The organism is Bacillus sp. FJAT-27445, from assembly GCF_001510665.1.
In the GTDB taxonomy this organism is placed as follows: domain Bacteria; phylum Bacillota; class Bacilli; order Bacillales; family Cytobacillaceae; genus Bacillus_D.
The window spans coordinates 1-23,174 of the sequence record NZ_LMTI01000006.1; the positions used below are offsets into that span (position 1 = coordinate 1).

Genomic DNA, 23,174 nt, shown 5'->3' on the forward strand with positions numbered 1-23,174 from the left:
GTCAGATATCCTTGCTTTATCTGACAAGCAACCGGGATTTTAGCCTTAGCTTGTCAGATATCCTGGCTTATTCTAACAACCAAACATGATTTTGGCCTTTGGTTGTCAGGAATCCTTGCTTATTTGTAATCAAGTTGAATACAAAAGGAAATAACCTCTTTTTGTCGAATTACCCTTAATAACCAATAAATTTAAGGAATGAATTATGGCCCTTACACTATCATTTGAAAATTTTCAAAATGCCAGAAGTTATTTAATGAATCATGGAAGAGATTTGGAGCAGGAGCTGTTTCGTTTTCATTTTGAAAATGGGAATCCCCACTACGTTTTGGCCATATTACAACAATACCAAGGAGAGAATGGCGGATTCAGAAACATGGGGGAAGGCCACTCTGTCATCCCCAATGGCATGGATACCAGTATGGCATTTCAGTATCTTAGCGAAGTCGGCGCATCCTCCGGTGACGAGGTTGTCCAAAAAGGCATTCAATACATAATCGATTCATATGATCATGAACTAGGATGCTGGCATCCGCGGCCGAACGAAAGAAGCAAGGGGTGGATGGATAATCCATGTGCTGAGTTAACAGGTTTTTTATATGAGCATCGGAAAGTGGTTCCAGCTGATTTTCTAAGGAATGTTACCGAAAATGCCATGGCCAATATGAGCACCATTCACACCTCGGAAGAACCGAGACAATTTTACTTCCTTGAAGCGCTTAGTTTACTCCGCTTGGCTAGGAGAATCGATGAACCATTTAAGTCGGTCATTTTGGAAAAATTACTGGAAGATATCATCGAAATCATTGAAACGGACTCAACCAAATGGGCGACTGTCTATTGCGCCAAACCATTCTACTTCGCTTATTCACCTGAGAGCCCAATGTTTCTTCCAATAAAGGAGCATGTGATCAGAAGCTTGGAGAATGAAATCAGCACCCAAGCAGAGGACGGGCATTTCATTTTGAATTGGAATGCTGATGATAACTCAGCGGAAGTTTGGAAAAGCATTTGGACAATGGATGTTTTGAAGGCTTTGAAAAATCACAGAATGATTGATCTATTTTAAAAAAGAGAGGTTTACAAAGTGAATACATTACCTTTTGAAAAAGCAAAAGTTTTCATAAAGTCAAAAGCGCGGGGACTAGAACGCTCCAGGTTTGAATGTATATTTGAAAATGGCAGCAAGGAGAGCGTCCTAAAGGAGTTGGAAAACTATCAAAATGAAGATGGCGGCTTCGGACATGGCATTGAACCGGACTTTTGGCTTCCCAACTCTTCTCCAATGGCAACCTGGGCGGCAGGAGAGATTTTGATGGAAATTGGCGCCGGTAAAAATGAACCAATCGTTCGGTCGATGATTTCTTATTTAGTCAATTCGATTGATATTGAAACTGGAATGTGGCATTCAGTACTCCCCGAGAACAATGACTATCCACACGCACCTTGGTGGCACTGGCATGAGGGAGTCCAAGAAAATTGGTCGTTTAATCCAAGTGCTGAACTGGCTGCGTTTCTTGTTCATTGGTCTGAAGAGCAAAGTGAAGCGGCGGAACTTGGATGGAATGTAATTGGAAAAGCGGTAGATCACTTGATGAATAAGAGTGAAATGGACAGGCATGAAATCAACAACTATCAGGCATTGGTGGAAATAGTGAAACCTCAGCAGGCCATTTTTGACTCCAGGTTCAACTATTCGTTGAATGACGTTTCCGAGCAAGTGATGACCTTTGCGGAGAACTGTGTAAATAAGGATATTTCCACCTGGGCCGATGGCTATCAACCACTGCCTCTTGACTTTATTAAAGATCCATCTGATTCTCTTTGTGAACGGTTGGGCTCACTGGTTGACGCGAATCTTGATTTTTACAGCAAGCAAGTATCCGATGAAGGAATATGGGACATTTCATGGAGTTGGGGTAGCTATCCAGAAGAATTTGAAATCGCACGAGGATATTGGAGAGGAATTCTAGCGGTTAACAGGTATAAGCAATTAAAGGCGTTTGGTTATGTTTCTTGTACATAAATTAAATTAGAAGACCAATCGGCTAACTATTTAGTTTTAATACGAGGGGGAATTAAATTGAAAAATAAACTGAGAAAGTCATCTACGGATAAGTCTATAAGTGGTGTTTGTGGGGGTATAGCTGAATATCTTGGTATATCTTCGTTGGCGGTAAGGCTCATCTTTATTATTCTTCCCGGCCCAAATTTACTAATATATATAATTCTTGCTAATACGATGTCAGATAGCCCCGCGTCATTATAAAATTAAGAAGAATGAACAGGTGCATTGGCCATGGTGTTTGGCATCTTTAGGCTGTCAAAAAGGATTTTTTGGGGGTTTTTAGGTATTGTACTTACGTAGCAGTTGAATTGATCGTATTTATTATTAAAAAATGATTGAAATGAGCAGGGAACGAATCTATTCCCCGCTCATTCAGGTTTTTTTGAAAAACTACTGGTTTGCTTCCTCTTTCATTAACATCTCATTCACTGAAGAAACTAATTGAAACAAGTGTCCCTCTTTTATTATGTCATACCCCAATCCTTCACTCTCTTTCTTAATAATAGTTTGAACGACATCACCGAAGCCAATCGTTATCCAATATTTTTGATTTTCGATGACCTTTTCCCAAGTTGAGTTAACAAATTTCCCAGTATCATTACGAACTTCAGCTGTGACTACTTTCCATTCGCTAGGATTAAAATCTAGAAGACTTTGAATTACATAATCGGGGATATTTCTTTGAATTTTCCTTTTATTAAAATGTCCTCCATGTAACATTAAGGTTCTTGGTTCTTGATATTTATATAACACTCGTTCAAAGAGGGAAACAGGTCCAAAATGGACATGAAACCGAGATGTTTTGAAGCGAACGCCCACTTTTTCACCCCTTAATTTTTCAATAATTATCTAAATCATACCTTTTAAATATGAACTATACAAACGAACTAAGGCAGGGGTAGTTGGCTAAAAAAGGAATTTGATACTTAGTGAAGAATTCATATAGCAGAAGTTTAAATGGGAGGGAAATGGCAAATGTCAGGTTTGAAAAAGAAGTACTTTATATCAAGTGAAAAAATTGAAAGATTGATTGACTCAAATGAGGGGTGCTTGGCTACTGACAGAATAGCGGTTGACGGGTGCAAAGTAGGTTTCATGTACAGAGAAGAGCCATACCAAAATGGAAATCCGGATAGTGGTTGGAGATTTATGGCCGGGGATGAAAGTGACGAATATATGGAAAATCCCAAATACCATTCAATCTATCAATTGAACACGATTTGTAATTTCGACCGGGAAATAATACCGCTGCTGAATTCAGCTCCAGGTACTGCTTATATTCGCGATGAAAATGGGAAACTGGTTCTTGATGAAGAGTGGGAAGGAACAGAAGAATAATCCTTTTCTGTCATGAAGGAAGGCGCTTCTCTGAAAAATGCAAAGATTTTAATAGTGCTATTATTTTCAATTTCACTGATCGGTTGTGAGAGTTTCATATACCAAGCTTTACAAAAAAACGGTTTCGTATTAATCAGAGAGGACCTGAAAACCTGAAACAAGCATTTTATGAGGGGGAAGCTATGACTTTTCTCAAACCGCTTACTGTCATTGTATTGCTAATGCTTATTAGTGCATGTAATCAAGAATCGACAAAAACGGAACAAGAGCTGCCTAAAGATAAACCATCGGAAAATCTTATCACAACAAAGGATGGGAACATCACCTTTAATATTGTAAATTCAGGAGGATTTCCCGATAAAACATTAGAGAAGATAAAGGATGAGCTTGTGGCAGCATATGATGTAATCAACACTTCCATAGCTACTGATTATGTTCCTTCCGAGAGGATTAATGTTTACCTTATGGAAGGAAACGAAATATCTTCAGGTTATAGGGAGCGATTGAATTTGTATTCTATCAAAGAAGACAAGTATCCGCTCGTTCATGAATTAACTCATACCTTGCTTGGATATGGAGATAACAATGGTTTTTTGACTCAGGAAGGATACGCCGACTACATGGAAAATAAGTACGGAAAGCAAAAAATGGATTTTCATAGGGTCATGCGGCATTTTATTGATTCCAACAAAAAAATCCCTTTAACAAATTTGATGGATCCTGAAACGGATAATACCTATTTCCGTCCTCTATTAAATTTTTCGGAAAATTACACGCTTATGTGGATGGCCTATATTCAAGCGGCTTCTTTTGTTTCTTATTTAATCGAATCTTATGGAATGGATGATTTTGAAAATATTTACAATAAACCGGATTTACCATCACTCGTTGAAAAAGTATATAGAAAAAACGTTGCCGAGTTAGAAAATGAATGGGTTGACTATTTGCTGGAAACTCAGCCCGAGCTAACCTACAATGATAAGTTAAAAATTAATCATTTTTATGAAGCGGAAGCTAACATGAAATTGCTTGATGAGGATTTATTTAAGGAAAAATAATTTTTCTTATTTTGGAACGATCCTCAGCTGTTTGTTCCAGTTGGCTGAGAAACATTTAGTGACGTTCGAGTAAAAGCATTTAGTGGTGGTTCAAGAGGCAAAAAACAGCATTGGATTTTACTTGCCAATGCTGTTTTTTATTATTCTAAGAGCTTGGTATGTTCAACGTCACTCTGCGTAAAACTGACGATGGAGCTGACGAACTTGCTCTGCTAGTTCAGGAACAGGGCCATCTACTGTAATATCACGAATAACATCTTGAATAGAAAGATTTCGAACACGAGATGGAGCAACCCCCAACTCACTCAACCATTGTACTAACTGTTCGGACGAACTTGCATACACAATCCGGCCTAAACCAACCCAACCGTGGGCCGCTGCGCACATAGGGCAATGTTCGCCCGAGGTATATACTGTCGCCTTGCTTCTTTCTTCAGGTGTCATGTTCGCGGCTGCCCATCGCGCCAGAGCAAATTCTGGATGTTGGGTGAAGCAGGGGACGTATCCAGTGCTTCACTCCTCCACTAATGCTTTCTTAAAAATATTCAATTCGTTATCTATAGGGGGTTTTTAAACCTTTACCTATTGGGCACCAAAACCAAGAAGGACTAACGGATCTATTTGTTGAAGTAGTTGAGGAATAAGTAAATCGGAGGTAAAAGAATGTTAAGTGAAGCAATTAAAGCTGTTGAAATGTATCGCTCAATTCTAAACAAGGGGGATGTACAGGAAGTAAATAGGTGGATTTCGGATGATTTCATAGGATATTTCGGTTATTACAATGACAGGGATTATGAGGTTTATGATGGAAAATCGTATAAAGAGTCCAATGTCGTAACAATTAATTCATATCAAGGTAAAAGCCCATTTTGGGAGTACAATGATCTAACAAGAAACCTCCGGTCGGAAAATGAAATTATCCTTTCCTCAATTATAAATTTTTATCTTTCTGGAGAAAAAGTCGCTGTTGCATTGGCTATGGAGATATTTAGAAAAGAACCGGATGGGTGGAAATTATACAGACAACATATGGAAAGGTATTCGTCTTAAATGTTTTCGATTTTTTAGCTTTCCTAAAAAAGAATTCTGGATATAGATACAATTCACGGTTTTGCTGAATTATTAAAGCAATCTTTTTGTAAAACGAAATTACTGTTTACAAGGGGACAGACAAATGCGGACGATTTTTGCTAATTGGGGCGGACATCATGTGAAACTCACTTGGATTCCCTGTATGGAAATAACTGAGTCTACCATAATTACGAGTGTTCATGCAGTGCGTATGAAAGATCGGAATGTCTTGTTAGCCCATATAAAAAATAGAGGATTTAATTATCCAGGTGGGCACATAGAGGCTGGAGAGAATGTGGAGGAAGTGATAGTACGGGAAGCTTACGAAGAAGGATACGTAAAGGGAACGATAAAATACATAGGTTCTATTGAAGTGAGCCATGAAGAAAATCCATCATTTGACCCAAATGGAAAATATCCTTTAATAGCTTATCAGGCATTCTACAGAAAGGATGTAGTCGAATGCTTGCCTTTTCTCCGTGAGCATGAATCCACTACCCGAATTTGGGTCGAACCTTCCGAAGTGCCATTCGTATTAAATGACCATGAACTTTCGAAATTAATCTTACAGGATGCACTAACATTGAATTCTAATTAACATGAAAGTACGGGTAGTGGAGAATCTATCATTTGCGATTGTTTTAAATAAGAGATTTGTCTGGAAAACAATGTTATTGTAGCGTTAATAAGATATACAGGGAGAGGAGTATTAGTAGTGAGGTTTATTGATGATTTAGCAGGTTCTATATTTGATATTTTTAAATTCATTATTTGGTGCATTAGTTATTTCCTTGCAGGGATGATTATTGTTGCAGTTCCGCTTTACCTGATTGTATGGGTATTTGGGGTTTTTCAAAAATAATTCATTGGGCTGGCGCGGAATCCAAAGGGGAGGAAATCATGAGAGAAGAACAATTATTTGAGCAAATGAAGATGTGGCGTAACTGGACTGTTGAATTGCTTCGTACCATTCCAGAGGAGGTCGTGGACGAGATCCCGCATGGCCATAATAACAACATCCGCTGGAATGCCGGCCATATTTTAGTAGTCTGGGATTATACGATGTTCCCATCGGTCAATGAGGAGAGGCAACTTCCTTCGTCGTATCATTTCATGTTTCCGAGAGGGAGCAAGCCGGAAAATTGGACAGAGCAGCCTCCGTCAATGGATGAGTTGGTCACTCTGCTTGCGGAACAGCCGCATCTTATAGAAAAAGCATGCAAGGGCCATCTTGATAAACCACTGAAAGAACCGTTTTTAGGCCTGAAAACAGTAGGAGATATGCTCGTTTTTATGATGAACCACGAAAACATGCATATGGGGACAATTAAAAGTATGAAACAGATTCTTTTAAAATAAACTGATTTGGTGAACTGGTTTTAAAAACGTTAATTGAATATAGGGGGATTCTATGAAACGTTTTGTAGCACTGTTAATTGTGATAGCCACTATAACTGGAGCTGCTAATTATTATTATAAAAGTGTAGATAACAATTATCATACTCTACAAGACTTTTATGACTTCCCTGTACCAAATGATGTGACATTAGAAAGTGAAAGTAAAAAAGGTAAAAATTATATTTGGGAGCCATCATCAGGTACAAGCGTCCCAATTAGTTATCGCCTAGTAATTAGAAAGAATGGTTGGAAAGAAGTAGAACTGGACGGCCATAATGTTATTTATGAAAAGAATGGGAAACGAATCAATTTAGCTCTTGCAGCAGATTACATTGGTATTCTTAAAGTGGCTAATCAATAACCAGGGTTAGCGGGGGGGGGGGGAATCGGATTAGCGTTCAAAAAAGGGGTGCCACTTTGAAAAAATTAAACTTATTGGATATTGCAGCCTGGATTTCTGTAGGAGCATTTGTCGTTCTAACCTTTTTATATTCAACTAACTTTCCGGAGCTATTGCCCTAATACTGTCTCTCGCTTTAGTTGGTATAAGGAACTACAATAACAAGAATAAGAATGGATTAATCGCCGTATTTATCTATTTCATTTTATATGTTTTAATGGATTGGATTTTCGGGGTATTCAAATTATTACTTTTTCAACGGGTGCTTTAGTCTAGAACACATTAACTGGTCGCAAAATTTTGATGTACTAGGAGGAAATGGTATTCATCACATAAAAGCGAACGTGAATGATGTGCAAAGAAAGATTCACTCTGAAGTACTTGGTCTAATAATGGAAAAGTTATGGTTTACACCATAATTAAACGGACTTACCGATAATGGTCAGTCCGTTTTTTAAAAATAGTTTACTCACGAAAACCATGTGATTGAACTTTCTTTCTTATTTTTAATAGTTGCATGAACGCTTCTGATAATACCAGTCCAACAGCAATGCTACCTGCTGTCATAATGGCTTTTACGGCGTTCTGGATTCCTAAGTTGTAATGGTCTTCAACAAAATGCCTTGTTGCCTCAAAGGCTAAGCCACCAGGTACTAAAGGAAGGATACCTGAAATGCTATAAACAATGACCGGGGTCTTATAGAATTTCGCAAATATCTTGCTAATAACGCAATGGAAAATGAGGCGATTAATGTAGCTTGTACTGTATCATAATCATGGTTCATCAACGCACTGTGCAAAAGTCTGCCTGCCATACCAACAATGCAACATTGCACGATATTCTTTTCCGGTACATTAAATATTACAGCAAAGGCACCTGAAACAATGAAATTAGTTAACAGCTGTATAATCATAACCGTGTATTCCCCGATTTATTTAAAGAGTGTAAAAACAACGGCTACACCCGCCCCAATGGCAAATGCAGTTAAGGTTGCCTCTGCACCTTTTGCCAACCCAGAAACAAGATGGCCTGCCATTAAATCTCTTACAGCGATTGTAATCAGAAGGCCAGGTACTAGTGGCATTATACTTGCGACGATTATATTAGGGAGGTCATGCCCGAAACCAATATAATTGAAAAGATAGGACGTTAGGGCCACGATTAGAGCGGCTAAAAATTCTGTAAAAAATTTAATGTCTACTAAACGATGAATATAACTTACACATAAAAAACCAGCACCACCGGCGAAGAATGCGGAAAAAAAGTCATGCCATTCTCCATTAAATAAGACGAGGGAGAAGCCGCTCACGATGGAAGCCGCAAGAATCTTTACGTATTTAGGATATTTTAGATTTTCTTTTTCGATTTTCCTTAAAGTACTGAAGGCCTCCTCTGCTGAGATTTCTCCGGTACTAATTTTCCTGGATATACTATTTACGATAATGACTTTGTATAAATCCGTAGACCGTTTTGAAATTTGTGCTAGTTTGGTTTGGTCAGCTCCACTTAATGAAAAAACAATTCCGGTTGGTGTCACATAACTGTTTGTGTAGTTTGCCCCCAAAGATCCTGCAATCCTCACCATTGTATCTTGAACCCGGTATGTCTCTGCCCCGCTTTCCAACATAATTTTTCCGGCAAGTAAACACAATTCCCCTAATTCATTAGGATTCATACCTTTATCCAACTTTTACCCACTCCTAAATACAACTTCTTTCAACTTTAAAAAAAGACGATAAATAGCGAATTTGGTTGTATTGTCTCCTAATGATCAATTTTAAATTCTTATTGGGACCACCCGTAAAAGTTGGACATTTTGGACGAGTAGTACAGCATAAATATATATGAACATAATTAATGGGGAGTGGGAATATCGATGGTTATAAGATATGCCAATAACTGGATTCCGACTAAATCACTCAGTGAGATGTCAGAAACTGAATATGATGTTCTTATTGTAGGTTCTGGTCCTGGTGGGGGCGCAGTCCTTCAAAGACTTTGTCAGCTGTGGAAAAACCGTGGGGCAAAAAAGATTGCAATACTAGAAAAGGGAGATAAACTATTTCATTCGCATGCCCAAAATATCCCTACACAAAATGTAAATACATCCCGGGATCAACTTATGCCGTACAATTCAACACCATTAGGAAAGCGTCTGCCACAATTTTCGGGTGCGACGATGGTGTATGCACTTGGAGGAAGATCGTTGTTTTGGAATGCGGCAACTCCAAGACCGATTGAAGGAGAATTGAGAAGATGGCCGATTAATCACCGAGAACTGGATGTCTATTATCGGATGGCAGAGAGATTACTGCATGTAACAACGGATTGGGCGAAAGGTTCATCGTTACAAGAACAGATGCTAAGGCGGCTTCATGCTGCTGGGATTTTGGAAGCACACGATATGCCGCTTGCCCTTGATTTGACGCCTTCCAGGCAGGGGGAAGTCCATTCGAATGCTTGGTATAGTTCGATTAATGCGTTGGCTGCAGCCTTGTTTGATCGCCCTTATGATCTTGCTGTAGATGCTTATGTTTATAAGGTCAGAACTCAGGGTGCAAGGGTGTCTGGTGTCGATGTATATGACGCTAACAAAAAATCACATCGGATTCGGGCAAAAAATGTAGTGGTTTCTGCTAGTACACTAGAAACTCCGCGTTTATTGCTTAACTCAAACATAAAAGGGGAGGCAATTGGCCGTTATTTAACAGGGCATGTATCCATGATTGGAATCGGAACCGTAAGCCGAGGACAGTTTTCTGATAGACTCGGTAATTTATCGATATTAAAATTTGAGACTGAAGATGATCCATATCAAATTCAGATTCTTGGTCCTGACCAATATTGGTCGTATCAGCAATTTGAAGATAAAGAGTTGAAAGACCAGCTGATGGTTGTTTATGCATCCTTTGGAAGAGTTGAACCCCGATTTGATAACCGTGTATATATTGAACAAAGTCAAAAAGATGAATATGGTGTACCAATGCAGCAAGTTCAATATTCATTAAGTGATAAGGACCGTCAAAACGCTCAAAAAGTGGAACAAGGAATCAGAGATTCGGCGAAAGCAATGGGAGTCACTCTGGATGAGTCATCGCTAGTCCTCAGGCCTCCTGGTGCAGATATGCATGAAGCAAGCACATGTAGAATGGGGGATAATCCAGCAACCTCAGCAACTAATCGTCATGGTCAAATCCATGGAGTACAGGGCCTGTACGTTGCAGATAACAGTGTTTTACCTACTCTAACAGCAGCTGGACCCGTTCTTTCTAACTCTGCACTTGCCATTCGCTTAGCTGATCATATTTTCCGTCAATCAACTTGAGTGTTATGAATAATATTTGCCAAATTGATTTTTTACTATGATGAAAAAGTTTAGTTTGGGAAGAGAATCGGTTAACAAACTGGTTCTCTTTTCTATTATTAAAAGAAAGTCTTCATCATGAAATTATGTGTTTTGAAAATATCTCGAATCCAGGGTATTTTTCTTGTGTTTTTATCACTTGATATGTAAATTGATGGTAACGAAAGGAAGTGAGACATATTGAGAAAAAGTACCCTTGGTTCACTCATTTGGTTGCGGATTGCCCGTTTTACACATCAAAGTAATTTATTATCAAATGATTTTTTAAAACAGTTCGGGATTACAACTGCCCAGTTTGATGTATTAAACCAGATTTCGACTTATCAGCCAATCACGCAAAGTCAGCTGGCTGTGAAAGCAACGGTGTCGGAGGGTGGAATTTCACGTATGCTCACCCGGCTTGAGCAAGAGAGATATATACAGCGAAAGCAGGATTGGAAAACCAAATGGATTACCCTTTCTTCAAAAGGGGAAGCTAAAATGCATGAAGTATTTGAACACCAGCTTGCCTTCCAAACCTCAATTGTCAATGAATGCTTGACAGAAGAAGAGCAGAAAACACTATATAGGCTCATGACTAAATTGCAAAAACATACGGAAGATAAAATGGAAAATTAAGAAATTTTTAATCTATCACTTGATTAGTAAACCGAAAAAGGAGGAATGGCTATGTATAAAATTCCAGGACATCATCACATTTCAATGATTACAAAAAACGCAAGTAAAAATAATCATTTTTACCGACATGTGCTTGTTTTACGTCGTGTGAAAATAACAGTGAACCAAGATGAGCCATCGATGTATCACTTATTTTATGGAGATAAAACAGGTAGCCCGGGTACTGAACTATCATTTTTTGAAATTCCACCTGTTGGTCGTACTCACCGAGGTACAAATGCCATCACTAAAATTGGGTTGCTCGTACCATCAGAAGCTAGTTTATGTTATTGGAAAGCACGTTTTGAGGAACATGGGGTGTATCATGGTGAGGTTACAACGTATGCCAATCATCCAGCTTTACACTTTGAGGATCCTGAAGGTTTACGCATGGTCCTTCTTGTCTCAAACGGTGCGAAGGTAGAGCACTGGGAAACGTGGGATAAATCCGAGGTCCCTGCCGAGCATCAGATTCAAGGAATGGGCTCTGTGGAAATGACAGTAAAGAGGCTGGATAAACTGGCACATACACTGACAGACATGTTTGGCTATACCGAAATTAGCCGCACCGATGACGAAGCCATTTTTCAATCAGTCAAAGGAGAGGTATTCGGAGAAATCGTCGTGAAATATCTGGACGGGCCGTCTGAACGGCCAGGCCGTGGCAGTATTCATCATTTGGCGATTCGTGTAAAAAACGATGAAGAGCTTGAATTTTGGGCAGACCAAGTACGGGCACGTGGCTTCCATTCATCCGGCATCGTGGATCGCTTCTACTTTAAGAGCCTCTATTTCCGTGAATCAAATGGAATTCTATTTGAAATCGCAACGGATGGGCCAGGCTTCACAATTGATGGAGACATCGAAACACTGGGTGAAAAATTGGATTTACCGCCATTTTTAGAAGAACGTAGAACTGAAATTGAAGAAAATCTAAAACCCATTGAGGAGTATTAATAAACTTTTAAAGGAGAGAAATAGAAGTGAATAGCAAAATCATGAAAATACAAAGATTAGGATTTCCATGGGAGACAGAAGATCCGTTCCTTATGACAGTACATCATAAAGACGCATATCCGCCAGGAAATGACCAGCAGGGCCCTAACGTTTCATTGGAAGGCAGGAAGCTTGGCGAGGATTTTACGTTGCGTGATGGGTTTAGAATGTATCATGGCAAAACGGTTCCTGGATTTCCTGTTCATCCGCACAGAGGTTTTGAAACGGTAACAGTCGTTCTTGAAGGCCTTATTGATCATTTTGATTCATATGGGTCCACAGGACGATTTGGGAATGGGGATGTTCAATGGATGACAGCAGGAAAGGGCTGCCAGCATACTGAAATGTTTCCTCTCGTCAATCAGGACAAAGGCAATCCACTTGAATTCTTTCAGATATGGCTGAATCTGCCTGCAAAAGATAAATTCGCAGATCCTGAATATAAAATGTTATGGGCTGAAGATATATCGGAAGTACAATCGGCTTCTGCCAATGGACAGAAAACGACTGTAAGACTGATTGCCGGAAATATGATGGGCAGGTCCAGTTTAGAACCAAACTCTGCTTCCTGGGCAAACGATAAAAATAGCCATGTGGGGATTTACGTTATTCATATGGAACCGGAAGCAGTCTTTACCCTCCCGTCGGTTTCAGCAACAATGACGAGGAATTTATACTTTTATCAGGGAGATAGACTAAATATAGACGGAACAGCGATTGAAACGTACCATCGTGTAAAGCTTGCTGGTGATCAGGAAATCACGATTACAAATGGATCATCTGAAAGTTATATGCTGCTACTCGAGGGTGAGCCGATTAAGGAACCTGTTGTTTCTTATGGACCGTTTGTAATGAATACTGAGCAGGAAATCCGCGACGCATTCAAGGAGTATCAAGAAACACAGTTTGGAGGCTGGCCGTGGGACCGTCCGGATCCTGTAAATAAGCGCGAGTCAGGAAGATTCGCGAGCTATAAGGATGGAAGAGTTGAAAAAAGGTAACCACGATTCATTAAATGTAAGGTTAGTATTATGATCTTCCATAATCGAGCGCTTTAAAGGAGCAAGAAAAAAGCCTAATTTCCCAATTTATTTTTGAGAAATTAGGCTTTTCAATAGTGAAGTTTCCCAACCGTTGTAGAAATCCGCATTTTCCTGGGAACAAGGCGGTAGGAAGAATATCCGCCCTTTTTTATTAAAAAATCGTTTCCGAACGGGCATTTTAATTTGATGATAAAGTCATATATTTTTAAAAGAGACTTCTACGGGAGTCTCTTATTTACATATAAGACTTATAAATAGACAAACTATTAAAAACAATCTAAACTGTAAACGTAGACATTATATATTATATATAATATATAATGTATAATATGATTAACTAACAGGGAGAGATTATAATGGGAAGATTGAACGGGAAAGTTGCAATTATCACAGGTGCTGCACAAGGTATGGGTGCTTCCCATGCTCGAAAGTTTGTTGAAGAAGGAGCAAAAGTTGTTTTAACCGACTTAAATCAAGAAGGTGGACAAGCACTAGCTGATGAATTAGGCGAAAATGCATTTTTCGTAAAGCACGATGTTACAAATTTGGATTCTTGGTCTAATGTAGTAGAAAAAGCTGTAGCAAAATTCGGTGAGATTTCGGTCCTTGTAAATAATGCTGGGGTTTTAGGACCTATTTCTGAAACTGCAGAATTAACAGAAGAGGAATATTTGAAGGTTTGTGCGATTAACCAACATGGCGTATTCTATGGTATGAAATCAGTAATCCCATCAATGAAAAAAGCTGGCGTTGGATCAATCGTTAATATTTCCTCTATTGCCGGCGTTGTAGCAATCTATGGTTACCCAAGTCTTGCTTATGTTGCAAGTAAATTCGCTGTACGTGGTATGACAAAAGCAACAGCAATTGAATATGGAAAAAATAATATTCGTGTTAACTCAGTACATCCAGGCTTTATTAAAACTCCAATGATGGAAGCCGCAACGAATGAAGAGGGCGGAGATGCACTAAGCATGATCCCTCTTAATCGCCTTGCAGATCCAGAAGAAGTATCAAATCTAGTATTATTCCTTGCATCAGATGAGTCTTCTTATATTACTGCTTCAGAACATCTAATTGATGCAGGTATGTCCGCTCAATAAATAAAAAAGGTGCTAACAATTTAAATTTGTTAGCACCTTTCTATTTTTAAAAATGGATTGAGTTGTTTTCGTAAAAGTATAATTAAGCAGTTAAGGCTTGTTTTGCCAAAAGCACCAACTGGATTTCCGCTTGTTTAAAGTCCGACTGAATTAGAGCATTTACTGCATCTTCTAAATGGGAATGCCAGCTCTTTATTTTTTCGGTATCATTCCATATTGATTGGCTATAAGCTGTTGTAATATATGTGATTTCTGAATAAAATTTTAGGAATACTTTATTGCCAGCCACTTTAAAAACGTAGGAAGTTATTTGATCGCACATAGAAATATATTCATCAATTTTCTTTTGATCTAATTTTTCTTTTGCTTCCATTAATAAATTTTTAATTTTTAATCGATGTTCTTCATTCCAGTTTGGAATTGAATACGCTATACCAATTCGATATAATTCCTTTAGAGCAACAATACATTCATTAATTTCTTCTTCTGAAAATTCCTTAACTCGAACCCCCCTTCTTGGTAACCTTTCTACAATTCCGGTGTTTTGTAAAATATAGAATGCTTCCCTAACTGGAATATTGCTAACGTTAAGTTCCTTCGCTATATTCGCTTCAATTAGTCTTGTACCTAGTTCTAGTTTTCCAGTAAATATTTCCCCAAGAATATAATGCGCAATTTCATCAGGTAATGAATGTCTTTGACTTTCATCTTTGGAAAAGGATAAAAAATTATTCATCACACTATCCTTTCTGTTAAAAAAATCCGTTCTTAACTTTTTATATAATATATTATATATTTGTTCGACTTTATAGGGAAGTCTATATAAATAAGTAGAAAACTCAAGTATATCGGATTATTTCAACCAGGAAGACAAGTTAGTCGGCGTGTCTTTGCCTCTAAATAATATGGAGTGTTGACCAAACCGTGCAGGCAAGTAATCCATTTTAACAGTTTAATGCGGCAGCAAAGGGTTAAAGAACGTTTCTTAATTCGGGGCATTTTAAGATGGGTAAAAGAGCGTCGTATAAGGATACACATTTATTATCCCGTATTACACGCATGAAAATGTGGGTCCATTACCACTTCTATTTAGATATAATTTTAAAGAAATCAGCTAAAACGCGAGTATTTTTAGTAAGGGTTTCATATTTTCCGTGAAGCGATTTTTAGTTATGAAAACACAGGAGGTGAATTTTTTGAATCAAGAAATAGATCGACAAAAATACTTTGCAAAATACAATGGTTTTTGTAAAGCTGAAGAGTATTTCCACTTATTTGATGAGCTTTCAGAATTGTATTGGAAACATGATACATTTGTCGATGAAATAATAAACTTTATAGCTAAAAAGAAACTGATTTTCCCGCTAGCTGTTTATTTAACACATCCTGTTGATAAACCAAATGACCATTGGGCAGCCGTTTTTAACGAGTTTAACAGCGAAGATTTAATAAAACTTGAAGAATTTATAATAAATATCATTAATGAATCAAATAATTTTAATGGCATAAATCTTGAAGCGATTGGGGAATTAGTAACAAGGGACACAAATTATGTTTCGGAGTGGGTTTACAGTCTGAATAAAGAATTATCGTTTGCAAATGATAAAGCTGTGGAATTACTCTCTTGTAAGGATATAAAATATGATGATTACATAGGTTTTAAAAAAATGGCTTACATGGATGTAGAACTAGGATTAAAGGAGAAAAATGTCACTCCAACAAACTTTCATGAATGGATTAATAATGACGAAGAATACAAAATTTCTATAATTAGAGCACTGGAGTCTTATAAAAATAGCATAGATAGAGTTATTAAATTAATCACTAACTAATGATATTTGCAGCCTCATCACAAAACAAGGCCATTGTATTGCTAGCTATTTTGATTAAACTTTTTTCAAAATGGATTCTCCCTTTTTCCGTAAAATACTGGCTTGTGAGGTATAAACGATGCTTTAGTCCAAGGGATAGGAGGGACAAATATCGATAAGCCGATGGTTCACCTTAGTGATTATAATCCAAATTGGGAGAAAGAGTTTGAATACGAGAGAAATAGAATCCTTGATGGGTTAGGTGATAAGGTGCTTGGAATAGAACATATTGGAAGCACTTCTATTAAGGGTTTAGAAGCCAAGGCGATAATTGACATTATTGCAGGTGTAGAAGATCTAGATGAAGTATCTAACTTTGTTAAGCCTTTAAGTGAAATAGAATTTGAATATGTTCCGAAACCTGAATTTAAAGATAGAAGGTTTTTTAGAAAGGGATTATGGGGACAAGGCACTTGTCATCTGCATATCTGTGAATTTAATAGCAGTGAATGGATTGAAAAATTATTATTTCGCGATTATTTAAGATTACATCCAAGCGCAGCTGAAGAGTATGCCGAATTAAAAAAAGAACTCGCCTCCAAATATCAGTTTGATAGACCGGCTTATACAAAGAAAAAAGAACCGTTTATAAAATCAATCATCGAAAAGGCAAGGAAGAAAATTCCTACTAAATAATTACGGGTGCGACGAGCATTGGCTATTTATATTGAATTCCTTTATTGTGAAAACAGGTCAGTAAAACACAGAAAAGAACAACTTGGATGGAAAATAGAAAAAAATTTATAAAAGAGGGGTTAGAGTTAAAGATGGAAACGGATTTTGTTGAAGCACACCGTTTTAGTAGTCATCATAGAAAAGACTTAGAAAGGGATAGTATTTGTGGATGTTTTCACTGTATGAAAATATTTGATCCCAAGGAAATAGATGAATGGTGGGACGACGATGATACAGCAGTTTGCCCTTATTGTGGTATTGATTCAATTATAGGGGAGAGCTCTGGGTTTCCTATAACAGAACTTTTTCTAAAGGGAATGAATAAGAAATGGTTTTAGTATGCTAATGGGGCGTTGATTCAGAGAGGATTAACGCTCTTTTTTGTTGAATTTCTTATTGGAAAAACGGTAATCAAAGGAGGAATGAAATTGAGCGAACATAAACTGATTAATAGTTACAAAAACGAACTTCAAAATTATTCAATAGAACAGTTAAGATATATATCGGAAGAAGGGGTTTGGTCTATTGGGCAAATGTATGACCATTTAATCCTTGTTGCCCATGAATATCTAGATAATATGGAAAAATGTGCTAACTCAAATGAAGAACAACCCCTCGGGAAAACGGAGTTTGGTGAGCATCTATATAAAATCGGAGGGTTTCCACCAATTAAAATTAAATTACCGGATGAACTAAATGCTCCGCCTAATAATTCAGATAGTAAGGACGATCTTATCAGCAGAATGGATCAAGTAATTCTAAGGTTGAGCCAATGGGAATTGAAAGTGGATAATATAAACCCAAATTATAAAGTCAAGCATGGAGGGTTCGGCTGGCTGAATACAAGAGAATGGTATGATTTGGTTGGTATGCATTTTCGTCATCACTTGCGCCAAAAGGGTGAGTTAGAACAAAGGCTTGTTAAGTAACAGGTGTGTAAGTTGAGGATGGGATTGCAAACAGAAAAGGCATTGGAAATGGGAATCGATCAATTAACTACCAATGCGCAAGGAGTTTCGATTTATTAGGAGAAGAATCGAAGGCTGTACCCTTTTATGAAAAAGCGATCCAATTAGGATTGCCTACAAAGGAATTGGAAGGAGCCTTATTAAGTTTAGGGAGTACATACAGGAAATTAGGCGAATATGAAAAGTCAAACAAGATGGAGGAAAAGAATGAAGAAAGGACAAATCCGGGCAATTGCTATTTGTGTGTTCAGAAATGATGATTCAATACTAGTGTGTGAAGGCTTCGATGAGGTAAAACAAGATTATTATTAATTATAAATATAAAAATTGGCCTCGGGTAAGGAGAGGGAGTGTACTTTTGAGATTCACCGAACGCTGTTTAAGGATATTTAATTACGCAGAGTTAGAAGCGATGAAGAAAACCAAGGTTGTTTATCCGCTCCATTTACTTAAGGGTTTATTACTTGAAAGGACAGGGGTGTGTGCTGATCTTAATATTCATAAACCATATCTTATTGAGCTAGTGGATAGACGGCTAAAGGAAATGAAGTTTGTTCAGGAAGATGAAGGGATTAGTTATAAACCTTTTACCGTAAAAATATCCCCAACAACAAAGCAAGTATTAGAGATTGCAAGTGGGAGAATGGAACGCTTTAATCAGGTTTATATAAATGAAGGGCATATACTGGATGCAATTTTTAGGGATAATGACCAATCAACCAATAACATCTTTGAGGGCTTGGATGTGTCCTGTATCTTTGAAATAGTTGCATATCCCAGAGATATGATTGTCCCTTTGAGGGATTATTCATTCCCTACTATACCAGCTACTAATATAACTATAAGAAGAGTAGAACAAAGTGATACTGCATTGTTAAAATCCTTTGTGGTAAGGGAATTTGGTGATGCTTGGTTGGAATCTATTGAAAACGGGTTTTTATACGAGAAGATTCCTATTTTTATTGCTTTGAATGAAGATCAAATTGTTGGTTTTTCCTGCTTTGACGTAGTACGGCGGAAAAAGGGGTTGTTCGGTCCAATGGGTACTTCTTTTTCAAACCGGGTTAAAGGTATAGGTTACACGCTACTCCACTTTTGCTTACGAGAGATGAAAGAAATTGGCTATGAATATGCAATTATTGGAGAGGCCGGCCCACTTGAGTTTTATGAGAAGTCCTGCAATGCGGTTGTGATTCCAAAAAAATATGAAGCCTAAAGTTGGAAAAAATCGAGGGCAAATTCTTTCATTTAAAAAGTAAAAGGAAAGGCATAGATAAATGGGACTTATACCTGATTGATCTTAGGGAGCAGGGAAACTGGAGGTGAGGTGAGATTTGAGCATACAGGTATTAAAGGGTTCAAATCTTAGTTCAGTTATTTTTATCAGGGACTATATTCAATTCGTATTCGAAGGTGAAGATGATTCATATATTTTAACTTCTTTAGTGGATGAAACGGTTGTAAAAGAAAATATCACTTTTAAAAGGCAAACTGAAGGTTGGCGTGACGCATTATGCTCTTTAATAAACAAGGTGGTAAAAATAGCAATCGAGAATGAAGGAGTCTCCCTGAATGTACTATTTGAGGATGGAGATATATTGCAGATAAATTTAATAGAAGAGGATTTAAGCTTTAAAGGAAAGGAAGCTGCACACCTCTTTTATAGAGATCAAATTGTTGTTTGGCATTCTTATTAAATTAGCGAAGAATATTTTATTCGACGACTTGACTATAAATTCCAAAACATACCTTCTTAACAAGGATTTATCGAGTAAATGTTTTAGTATAAAAATTTATTAAATAGTATCTAAGGGGGAGAAAAGAATGAGAGAAAAACTTGTAGCAAAAATTTATTCTCAGGGTTATCCAGAGGAAGAAACTGCACCAATTGTAACTTTAGAGGATTTTTTTGAAGGAAATTCAGACGAAAGTTCAATCGGTTGTAATTTATTAGAACACCCAGGAATTGAAACATTTTATGGGGTACTTCGTAAAATTAGAGAAAAAGATAACGTTCAAGATGTATTTGTGGAAATAATGGAATTAGAAGATGATGAAGAGGATTGGCCGTTTTCAGAAAGAATATACATCTTAACTAATGCAGAAATTGAACTGGTCGAAGATTGGGTAAAAATATTAGAACCCTCGGAACTAGATGAAGGTTATGCTTTCGGAGAGCCACCATTTGCACCTGAATTATTTGAAGGTTATCAAGTGTATTCAGTTTGGTGGGATTAATGCCTGACATTGGATATATTCAAATAGTTTCCGATTTTCTACAAGGTACTAACGGTGAGCTTTTAGTTAAACAACACTAAAATAAATTCAAGGGTTGACCCATTAGAAAACTAAAGGTGCGATAATCCAGGAAGGATTAAATTTCATCATAATTTTACTTTCTTTACTAATTTCGACGATTGTATCTGTTTGGATGTTAAAAAAGAAAAACAATAAACGGATTAGTATGTTTTCAGCGTTTATAATAACTTCGTTGTCGTTATCTGTAGCAACTTGGGTTCTATATAGGTTGGATGATGAAGCGATAATATTTGGTTTTGGGTATTCGGGTCTTTATGTCTTAATATTTGCCATTCCAATATTAAGAATCAGAATTAAGCCATCTTTATTCAACGAACGGGTGCTGTCCTCCTGGAAGGATTAAGCACCGATTTGTTGAATTTCGTATTGAGCTTAAATGGCGGTTTTTGATATGCGTTCATGACACTTTATGAAAATTTATCTAAATACTGTGTTGATCACTTTTACCCTTATTTTGCTTTATTTTTACCCTCCAAAAAATCAATGCGACCGAAAAAAGGGTGATAAATAATCCAATAGCTATCCAATTAGTTGAGTTATTCTCATTATCGCCATCTAAAGCTAAAGATGCTACTTCTTCTTTAGATTCAGGAGCTTCGCCCGCAGGGTCAGCTATAGGCTGTACTTTTGGCATTTCACCTTGATAGAGGGTTTCAGCAGCATTCGTATCCTCAATATTAATGATTCCATCGTAATATTTTTTAGGAATGACCTTAGTAAGTTCCTTATTTTCGTATAATCCAGCCCCAATTAAATGCATCGAATGTTCTGTCGATAACCAAGTTTCTATATCATGATCCGTCGAAGCAGTAGTAAAATCTAAGAAACTTATTGGATAGCCTGTTTCCTTGAAATAAGAACTAAATATTATCTCTTTCGGCTCATCCAATTCTATTATTCCTAGTGTATTTCCGAAATCACTTTTCCCCATTGTAACGAAACTGCCTTTATAAAAGTCAAAGCCTAATGAATAGTATTCCTTTTTAAATTCATCTTTAAGCAGGATTCCCATATTGGAGATATTGGTCATTTGAAAGTGATTACTGATATGCCCGTTGTGAGCCCAGAGCATTATTTTATCATTCTTATAATATTCCTTTTCATAATTATGGATCCACTTTACATTTTCCGCCATACTAGCGTCCCGAAGACTAAATGATTTACGAAAGGTTTCCCCTGATACGTCAGTATCGTTATTCGTAATAGGTGAAGAGATTTCTTCATAATCAACGTTTTGACTAATGATTTCTGATTCCCTGCGGATTATTTCATATTCATCTTTAGACGATAGGGATACGTATGTATCTTTATTGGTTTCAAAGGCGTTAACCAGTTTTTCTATTAAAGATTCAACATTAGAATGATTTAATGGAAAATCGGATAGAAGTTCACTAGTAGGATCTACTTTTTCCAAATAAGCATAAATATTCTCTGCCGTACTGTTAACGCCCTGCATGTCAAATCCGTAAAACCGAATCTTTTCGATGTTATTGGGATTTTGATTATACTCTTTCATCCAATCGATCATATCCGCAACTTCTTGAGTTGACCAAGTCCAAAATCTCATCACAGAAATAACGTCTTCCATGCTGCCAGTACCGTTTAAAATGTAATCATTTATTATCTTATGGATCCCAAAATCGGCTTCAATGGCAAACGCTCGATAACCCATTTCTTCCACTAAGAATTCATACATTCTATGCTTCATTTGAAAAAATTCCTTAGTACCATGGGTGGCCTCGCCCATACCCAAGATTTTAACGTCCTTCAATATTTCCTTTAATGGTTGCAAATCTTCAAACCCATTACCTGCTTGAGCAGTCTTCAAAGGAATAACCATTTCTTTTAGCTTTGGACTAATTGAATTAGGATCAAAAGCAGATTCAGCTTTTGGAATAGTATGATGAAATGATCCCGTAAAGAAAATTACTATAGCTAATAACGGTGAAAATATTTTTTTGAAAATTTTCATGTCATTCCCCCAAATTATTCATTTCTTCTATAAGGCTTAACTCTATACTACCAAATTCCTAAAAATGTTAAAATATATATTATTTGTAATTTTTGTACAAATTGTTAGACTTGCTTATTAAGAAAAAAACTAATATGGAATAGGGTGAGAAATCATGGCAAAGTATGAAAAGACAATCACTGGCCAATTTGAGAAAGTGGTTAATCGTTTGCAAAACGATATTGGCAATAGTGGAATAAGTATGAGATTAGTTGATGAAAGCAACTACGCTTTTGGAGATACTAAAATAGCTGTTCGAGTTTATGATAAATATTTTATGCGAAATGGAAACAGGGCAAGTTTGAGCCTTACTGTAGTAGGTGAGAACAGTACTATTTTTATTTCAGCAATTGGTGCTGGTGGAGGACAAGGTGTCTTTTTAAACTTTAGTCTTGGTGCCGAAGATGATATGGTGGGAATCGTGCAAAACAGTATTGAACAAATGGAATAATACTGTTTTTATTTCATCGAGCTGTCATTTTGGCAGCTTTTCTTATTGCACTAATGAAGTTTAGTATTCTATGTATACATATGACCCAAAGACTGAAGACAATAAATAATTAATTAATCTAAATTGGAAAATTAGCACTAACAGAAATCGCAAATAGGATATTATGGAATAATAAGTAAAAAGGCGAAAGGAAGATGGTTAATGGTCTATATCGCTCTTCTTCGGGGAATTAATGTGGGTGGAAATAATAAAATTGACATGAAGCTGCTTAAACAAACGTTTGAACAAGCCGGGATGAATGATGTGGTAACATACATCAATACAGGTAATATTATTTTTTCATACAATGGCTGATTACGGCCACCCAAATGTACCACTTCCG

29 protein-coding genes and 3 pseudogenes are annotated in these 23,174 nt (G+C 37.2%); 25 read left to right on the forward strand and 7 right to left on the reverse strand.

All coding sequences use genetic code 11. The features are described from left to right. Nucleotides 1-256 precede the first annotated feature (256 nt). The 3 genes from AR337_RS17415 to AR337_RS17425 are packed head-to-tail and all read left to right on the forward strand — an operon-like array spanning nt 257 to nt 2,269. Nucleotides 257-1,069: a hypothetical protein gene (locus AR337_RS17415; RefSeq protein ID WP_156424443.1), complete on the forward strand. Its 813-nt coding sequence runs from the start codon at nt 257-259 to the stop codon at nt 1,067-1,069. Between the two features lie 18 nt (nt 1,070-1,087). Next, nucleotides 1,088-2,026 (forward strand): hypothetical protein, encoded by a 939-nt coding sequence (locus tag AR337_RS17420; protein ID WP_059173320.1) that lies wholly within the window; start codon nt 1,088-1,090, stop codon nt 2,024-2,026. Nucleotides 2,027-2,083: 57 nt separating this feature from the next. Next, a complete protein-coding gene (locus AR337_RS17425) occupies nt 2,084-2,269 on the forward strand; it encodes a PspC domain-containing protein (protein ID WP_059173321.1) in 186 nt (61 codons plus the stop codon). A 189-nt stretch (nt 2,270-2,458) separates the two neighbouring features. On the opposite strand, the gene AR337_RS17430 is transcribed toward AR337_RS17425, so the two are convergent. After that, a complete protein-coding gene (locus AR337_RS17430) occupies nt 2,459-2,887 on the reverse strand; it encodes a hypothetical protein (protein WP_059173322.1) in 429 nt (142 codons plus the stop codon). Between the two features lie 156 nt (nt 2,888-3,043). Here AR337_RS17430 and AR337_RS17435 point away from each other — a divergent pair, with 156 nt between their 5' ends. Then, a complete protein-coding gene (locus AR337_RS17435; protein ID WP_059173323.1) occupies nt 3,044-3,406 on the forward strand; it encodes a DUF2185 domain-containing protein in 363 nt (120 codons plus the stop codon). 182 nt (nt 3,407-3,588) lie between these two features. After that, on the forward strand, nt 3,589-4,464 hold the full coding sequence (locus tag AR337_RS17440; protein WP_059173324.1) for a hypothetical protein: 876 nt from the start codon (nt 3,589-3,591) through the stop codon (nt 4,462-4,464). Nucleotides 4,465-4,632: 168 nt separating this feature from the next. Here the strand turns inward: AR337_RS17440 and AR337_RS23835 are convergent. Beyond that, a pseudogene (locus AR337_RS23835) lies at nt 4,633-4,953 on the reverse strand (nucleoside deaminase); the annotation flags it as partial. A 174-nt stretch (nt 4,954-5,127) separates the two neighbouring features. On the opposite strand from AR337_RS23835, the gene AR337_RS17445 reads away from it, so the two are divergent. From AR337_RS17445 to AR337_RS17460, 5 genes are all read left to right on the forward strand, one after another. Then, nucleotides 5,128-5,514: a hypothetical protein gene (locus AR337_RS17445; protein WP_059173325.1), complete on the forward strand. Its 387-nt coding sequence runs from the start codon at nt 5,128-5,130 to the stop codon at nt 5,512-5,514. A 124-nt stretch (nt 5,515-5,638) separates the two neighbouring features. Further along, nucleotides 5,639-6,133 carry an NUDIX domain-containing protein gene (locus AR337_RS17450; RefSeq protein WP_059173326.1) on the forward strand — a complete coding sequence of 165 codons (495 nt, stop codon included), beginning with the start codon at nt 5,639-5,641 and terminating at the stop codon, nt 6,131-6,133. A 117-nt stretch (nt 6,134-6,250) separates the two neighbouring features. After that, a complete protein-coding gene (locus AR337_RS23530; RefSeq protein ID WP_172797565.1) occupies nt 6,251-6,397 on the forward strand; it encodes a hypothetical protein in 147 nt (48 codons plus the stop codon). A gap of 38 nt (nt 6,398-6,435) precedes the next feature. Then, the gene (locus AR337_RS17455) at nt 6,436-6,894 is read left to right on the forward strand and encodes a DinB family protein (RefSeq protein WP_059173327.1); all 459 of its coding nucleotides are present in this window, start codon (nt 6,436-6,438) and stop codon (nt 6,892-6,894) included. A 52-nt stretch (nt 6,895-6,946) separates the two neighbouring features. Next, nucleotides 6,947-7,294 (forward strand): hypothetical protein, encoded by a 348-nt coding sequence (locus tag AR337_RS17460; protein WP_059173328.1) that lies wholly within the window; start codon nt 6,947-6,949, stop codon nt 7,292-7,294. A gap of 504 nt (nt 7,295-7,798) precedes the next feature. Here the strand turns inward: AR337_RS17460 and AR337_RS24095 are convergent. Genes AR337_RS24095 through AR337_RS17465 form a run of 3 tightly spaced genes read right to left on the reverse strand, consistent with a single transcriptional unit; the run spans nt 7,799 to nt 9,009 of the window. Continuing rightward, nucleotides 7,799-8,086 (reverse strand): threonine/serine exporter family protein, encoded by a 288-nt coding sequence (locus AR337_RS24095; RefSeq protein ID WP_367576268.1) that lies wholly within the window; start codon nt 8,084-8,086, stop codon nt 7,799-7,801. After that, entirely contained in the window at nt 7,987-8,247 is a 261-nt protein-coding gene (locus tag AR337_RS24100) for a threonine/serine exporter family protein (RefSeq protein ID WP_367576266.1), read from the reverse strand. Before AR337_RS24100 ends, AR337_RS24095 begins: the two co-directional genes overlap by 100 nt. 18 nt (nt 8,248-8,265) lie before the next feature. Beyond that, the gene (locus AR337_RS17465) at nt 8,266-9,009 is read right to left on the reverse strand and encodes a threonine/serine exporter family protein (RefSeq protein WP_082687072.1); all 744 of its coding nucleotides are present in this window, start codon (nt 9,007-9,009) and stop codon (nt 8,266-8,268) included. A 201-nt stretch (nt 9,010-9,210) separates the two neighbouring features. On the opposite strand from AR337_RS17465, the gene AR337_RS17470 reads away from it, so the two are divergent. The 5 genes from AR337_RS17470 (at nt 9,211) to AR337_RS17490 (ending at nt 14,497) form a co-directional block, all read left to right on the forward strand. Continuing rightward, complete coding sequence (locus AR337_RS17470; RefSeq protein ID WP_082687051.1) at nt 9,211-10,659, forward strand: GMC oxidoreductase; 1,449 nt, start codon at nt 9,211-9,213, stop codon at nt 10,657-10,659. Between the two features lie 219 nt (nt 10,660-10,878). After that, nucleotides 10,879-11,316, forward strand: coding sequence for a MarR family winged helix-turn-helix transcriptional regulator (locus tag AR337_RS17475; RefSeq protein ID WP_059173330.1), 438 nt, complete (start codon nt 10,879-10,881; stop codon nt 11,314-11,316). 51 nt (nt 11,317-11,367) lie between these two features. Next, entirely contained in the window at nt 11,368-12,312 is a 945-nt protein-coding gene (locus tag AR337_RS17480) for a ring-cleaving dioxygenase (protein ID WP_059173331.1), read from the forward strand. Nucleotides 12,313-12,338: 26 nt separating this feature from the next. After that, nucleotides 12,339-13,352: a pirin family protein gene (locus AR337_RS17485; RefSeq protein ID WP_059173332.1), complete on the forward strand. Its 1,014-nt coding sequence runs from the start codon at nt 12,339-12,341 to the stop codon at nt 13,350-13,352. Between the two features lie 398 nt (nt 13,353-13,750). Further along, the gene (locus AR337_RS17490; protein WP_059173333.1) at nt 13,751-14,497 is read left to right on the forward strand and encodes a glucose 1-dehydrogenase; all 747 of its coding nucleotides are present in this window, start codon (nt 13,751-13,753) and stop codon (nt 14,495-14,497) included. Between the two features lie 82 nt (nt 14,498-14,579). Here the strand turns inward: AR337_RS17490 and AR337_RS17495 are convergent, their stop codons facing one another. Continuing rightward, on the reverse strand, nt 14,580-15,233 hold the full coding sequence (locus AR337_RS17495) for a GntR family transcriptional regulator (protein WP_059173334.1): 654 nt from the start codon (nt 15,231-15,233) through the stop codon (nt 14,580-14,582). A gap of 460 nt (nt 15,234-15,693) precedes the next feature. Here AR337_RS17495 and AR337_RS17500 point away from each other — a divergent pair, with 460 nt between their 5' ends. The 8 genes and pseudogenes from AR337_RS17500 to AR337_RS17530 all read left to right on the forward strand — a co-directional run bounded on the left by AR337_RS17500 (nt 15,694) and on the right by AR337_RS17530 (nt 20,249). Next, nucleotides 15,694-16,329 (forward strand): hypothetical protein, encoded by a 636-nt coding sequence (locus AR337_RS17500; protein ID WP_059173335.1) that lies wholly within the window; start codon nt 15,694-15,696, stop codon nt 16,327-16,329. Between the two features lie 162 nt (nt 16,330-16,491). Beyond that, entirely contained in the window at nt 16,492-17,004 is a 513-nt protein-coding gene (locus tag AR337_RS17505) for a GrpB family protein (RefSeq protein ID WP_367576267.1), read from the forward strand. Nucleotides 17,005-17,135: 131 nt separating this feature from the next. Next, a complete protein-coding gene (locus AR337_RS17510) occupies nt 17,136-17,381 on the forward strand; it encodes a hypothetical protein (protein WP_059173683.1) in 246 nt (81 codons plus the stop codon). 90 nt (nt 17,382-17,471) lie between these two features. Further along, nucleotides 17,472-17,972, forward strand: coding sequence for a DinB family protein (locus tag AR337_RS17515; RefSeq protein WP_059173337.1), 501 nt, complete (start codon nt 17,472-17,474; stop codon nt 17,970-17,972). A 62-nt stretch (nt 17,973-18,034) separates the two neighbouring features. Then, nucleotides 18,035-18,205: pseudogene (locus tag AR337_RS23840) on the forward strand (tetratricopeptide repeat protein); the annotation flags it as partial. A gap of 164 nt (nt 18,206-18,369) precedes the next feature. After that, nucleotides 18,370-19,227, forward strand: a complete 858-nt coding sequence (locus AR337_RS17520; RefSeq protein WP_059173338.1) for a GNAT family N-acetyltransferase — start codon at nt 18,370-18,372, stop codon at nt 19,225-19,227. Nucleotides 19,228-19,345: 118 nt separating this feature from the next. Next, entirely contained in the window at nt 19,346-19,708 is a 363-nt protein-coding gene (locus AR337_RS17525) for a hypothetical protein (RefSeq protein ID WP_059173339.1), read from the forward strand. A gap of 127 nt (nt 19,709-19,835) precedes the next feature. Beyond that, complete coding sequence (locus tag AR337_RS17530; RefSeq protein WP_059173340.1) at nt 19,836-20,249, forward strand: hypothetical protein; 414 nt, start codon at nt 19,836-19,838, stop codon at nt 20,247-20,249. A 502-nt stretch (nt 20,250-20,751) separates the two neighbouring features. Here AR337_RS17530 and AR337_RS17535 read toward each other — a convergent pair. Then, nucleotides 20,752-22,302 carry an erythromycin esterase family protein gene (locus AR337_RS17535; RefSeq protein ID WP_059173341.1) on the reverse strand — a complete coding sequence of 517 codons (1,551 nt, stop codon included), beginning with the start codon at nt 22,300-22,302 and terminating at the stop codon, nt 20,752-20,754. A gap of 154 nt (nt 22,303-22,456) precedes the next feature. On the opposite strand from AR337_RS17535, the gene AR337_RS17540 reads away from it, so the two are divergent. Both AR337_RS17540 and AR337_RS22875 read left to right on the forward strand, forming a co-directional pair. Then, on the forward strand, nt 22,457-22,792 hold the full coding sequence (locus tag AR337_RS17540) for a DUF6054 family protein (protein WP_059173342.1): 336 nt from the start codon (nt 22,457-22,459) through the stop codon (nt 22,790-22,792). A 201-nt stretch (nt 22,793-22,993) separates the two neighbouring features. After that, nucleotides 22,994-23,134, forward strand: a pseudogene (locus tag AR337_RS22875) (DUF1697 domain-containing protein); the annotation flags it as partial. Nucleotides 23,135-23,174: the final 40 nt, after the last annotated feature.

Coding starts and splice junctions, on each gene's coding strand:
- AR337_RS17455 (WP_059173327.1), top strand. CDS start 6,436: ATGAGAGAAGAACAATTATTTGAGCAAATGAAGATGTGGCGTAACTGG.
- AR337_RS17435 (WP_059173323.1), top strand. CDS start 3,044: ATGTCAGGTTTGAAAAAGAAGTACTTTATATCAAGTGAAAAAATTGAA.
- AR337_RS17535 (WP_059173341.1), bottom strand. CDS start 22,302: ATGAAAATTTTCAAAAAAATATTTTCACCGTTATTAGCTATAGTAATT.
- AR337_RS17445 (WP_059173325.1), top strand. CDS start 5,128: ATGTTAAGTGAAGCAATTAAAGCTGTTGAAATGTATCGCTCAATTCTA.
- AR337_RS17450 (WP_059173326.1), top strand. CDS start 5,639: ATGCGGACGATTTTTGCTAATTGGGGCGGACATCATGTGAAACTCACT.
- AR337_RS17415 (WP_156424443.1), top strand. CDS start 257: ATGAATCATGGAAGAGATTTGGAGCAGGAGCTGTTTCGTTTTCATTTT.
- AR337_RS17495 (WP_059173334.1), bottom strand. CDS start 15,233: ATGAATAATTTTTTATCCTTTTCCAAAGATGAAAGTCAAAGACATTCA.
- AR337_RS24100 (WP_367576266.1), bottom strand. CDS start 8,247: ATGATTATACAGCTGTTAACTAATTTCATTGTTTCAGGTGCCTTTGCT.
- AR337_RS17505 (WP_367576267.1), top strand. CDS start 16,492: ATGGTTCACCTTAGTGATTATAATCCAAATTGGGAGAAAGAGTTTGAA.
- AR337_RS17440 (WP_059173324.1), top strand. CDS start 3,589: ATGACTTTTCTCAAACCGCTTACTGTCATTGTATTGCTAATGCTTATT.
- AR337_RS17465 (WP_082687072.1), bottom strand. CDS start 9,009: ATGAATCCTAATGAATTAGGGGAATTGTGTTTACTTGCCGGAAAAATT.
- AR337_RS17460 (WP_059173328.1), top strand. CDS start 6,947: ATGAAACGTTTTGTAGCACTGTTAATTGTGATAGCCACTATAACTGGA.
- AR337_RS17540 (WP_059173342.1), top strand. CDS start 22,457: ATGGCAAAGTATGAAAAGACAATCACTGGCCAATTTGAGAAAGTGGTT.
- AR337_RS17530 (WP_059173340.1), top strand. CDS start 19,836: ATGAGAGAAAAACTTGTAGCAAAAATTTATTCTCAGGGTTATCCAGAG.
- AR337_RS17470 (WP_082687051.1), top strand. CDS start 9,211: ATGGTTATAAGATATGCCAATAACTGGATTCCGACTAAATCACTCAGT.
- AR337_RS17490 (WP_059173333.1), top strand. CDS start 13,751: ATGGGAAGATTGAACGGGAAAGTTGCAATTATCACAGGTGCTGCACAA.
- AR337_RS17480 (WP_059173331.1), top strand. CDS start 11,368: ATGTATAAAATTCCAGGACATCATCACATTTCAATGATTACAAAAAAC.
- AR337_RS17510 (WP_059173683.1), top strand. CDS start 17,136: ATGGAAACGGATTTTGTTGAAGCACACCGTTTTAGTAGTCATCATAGA.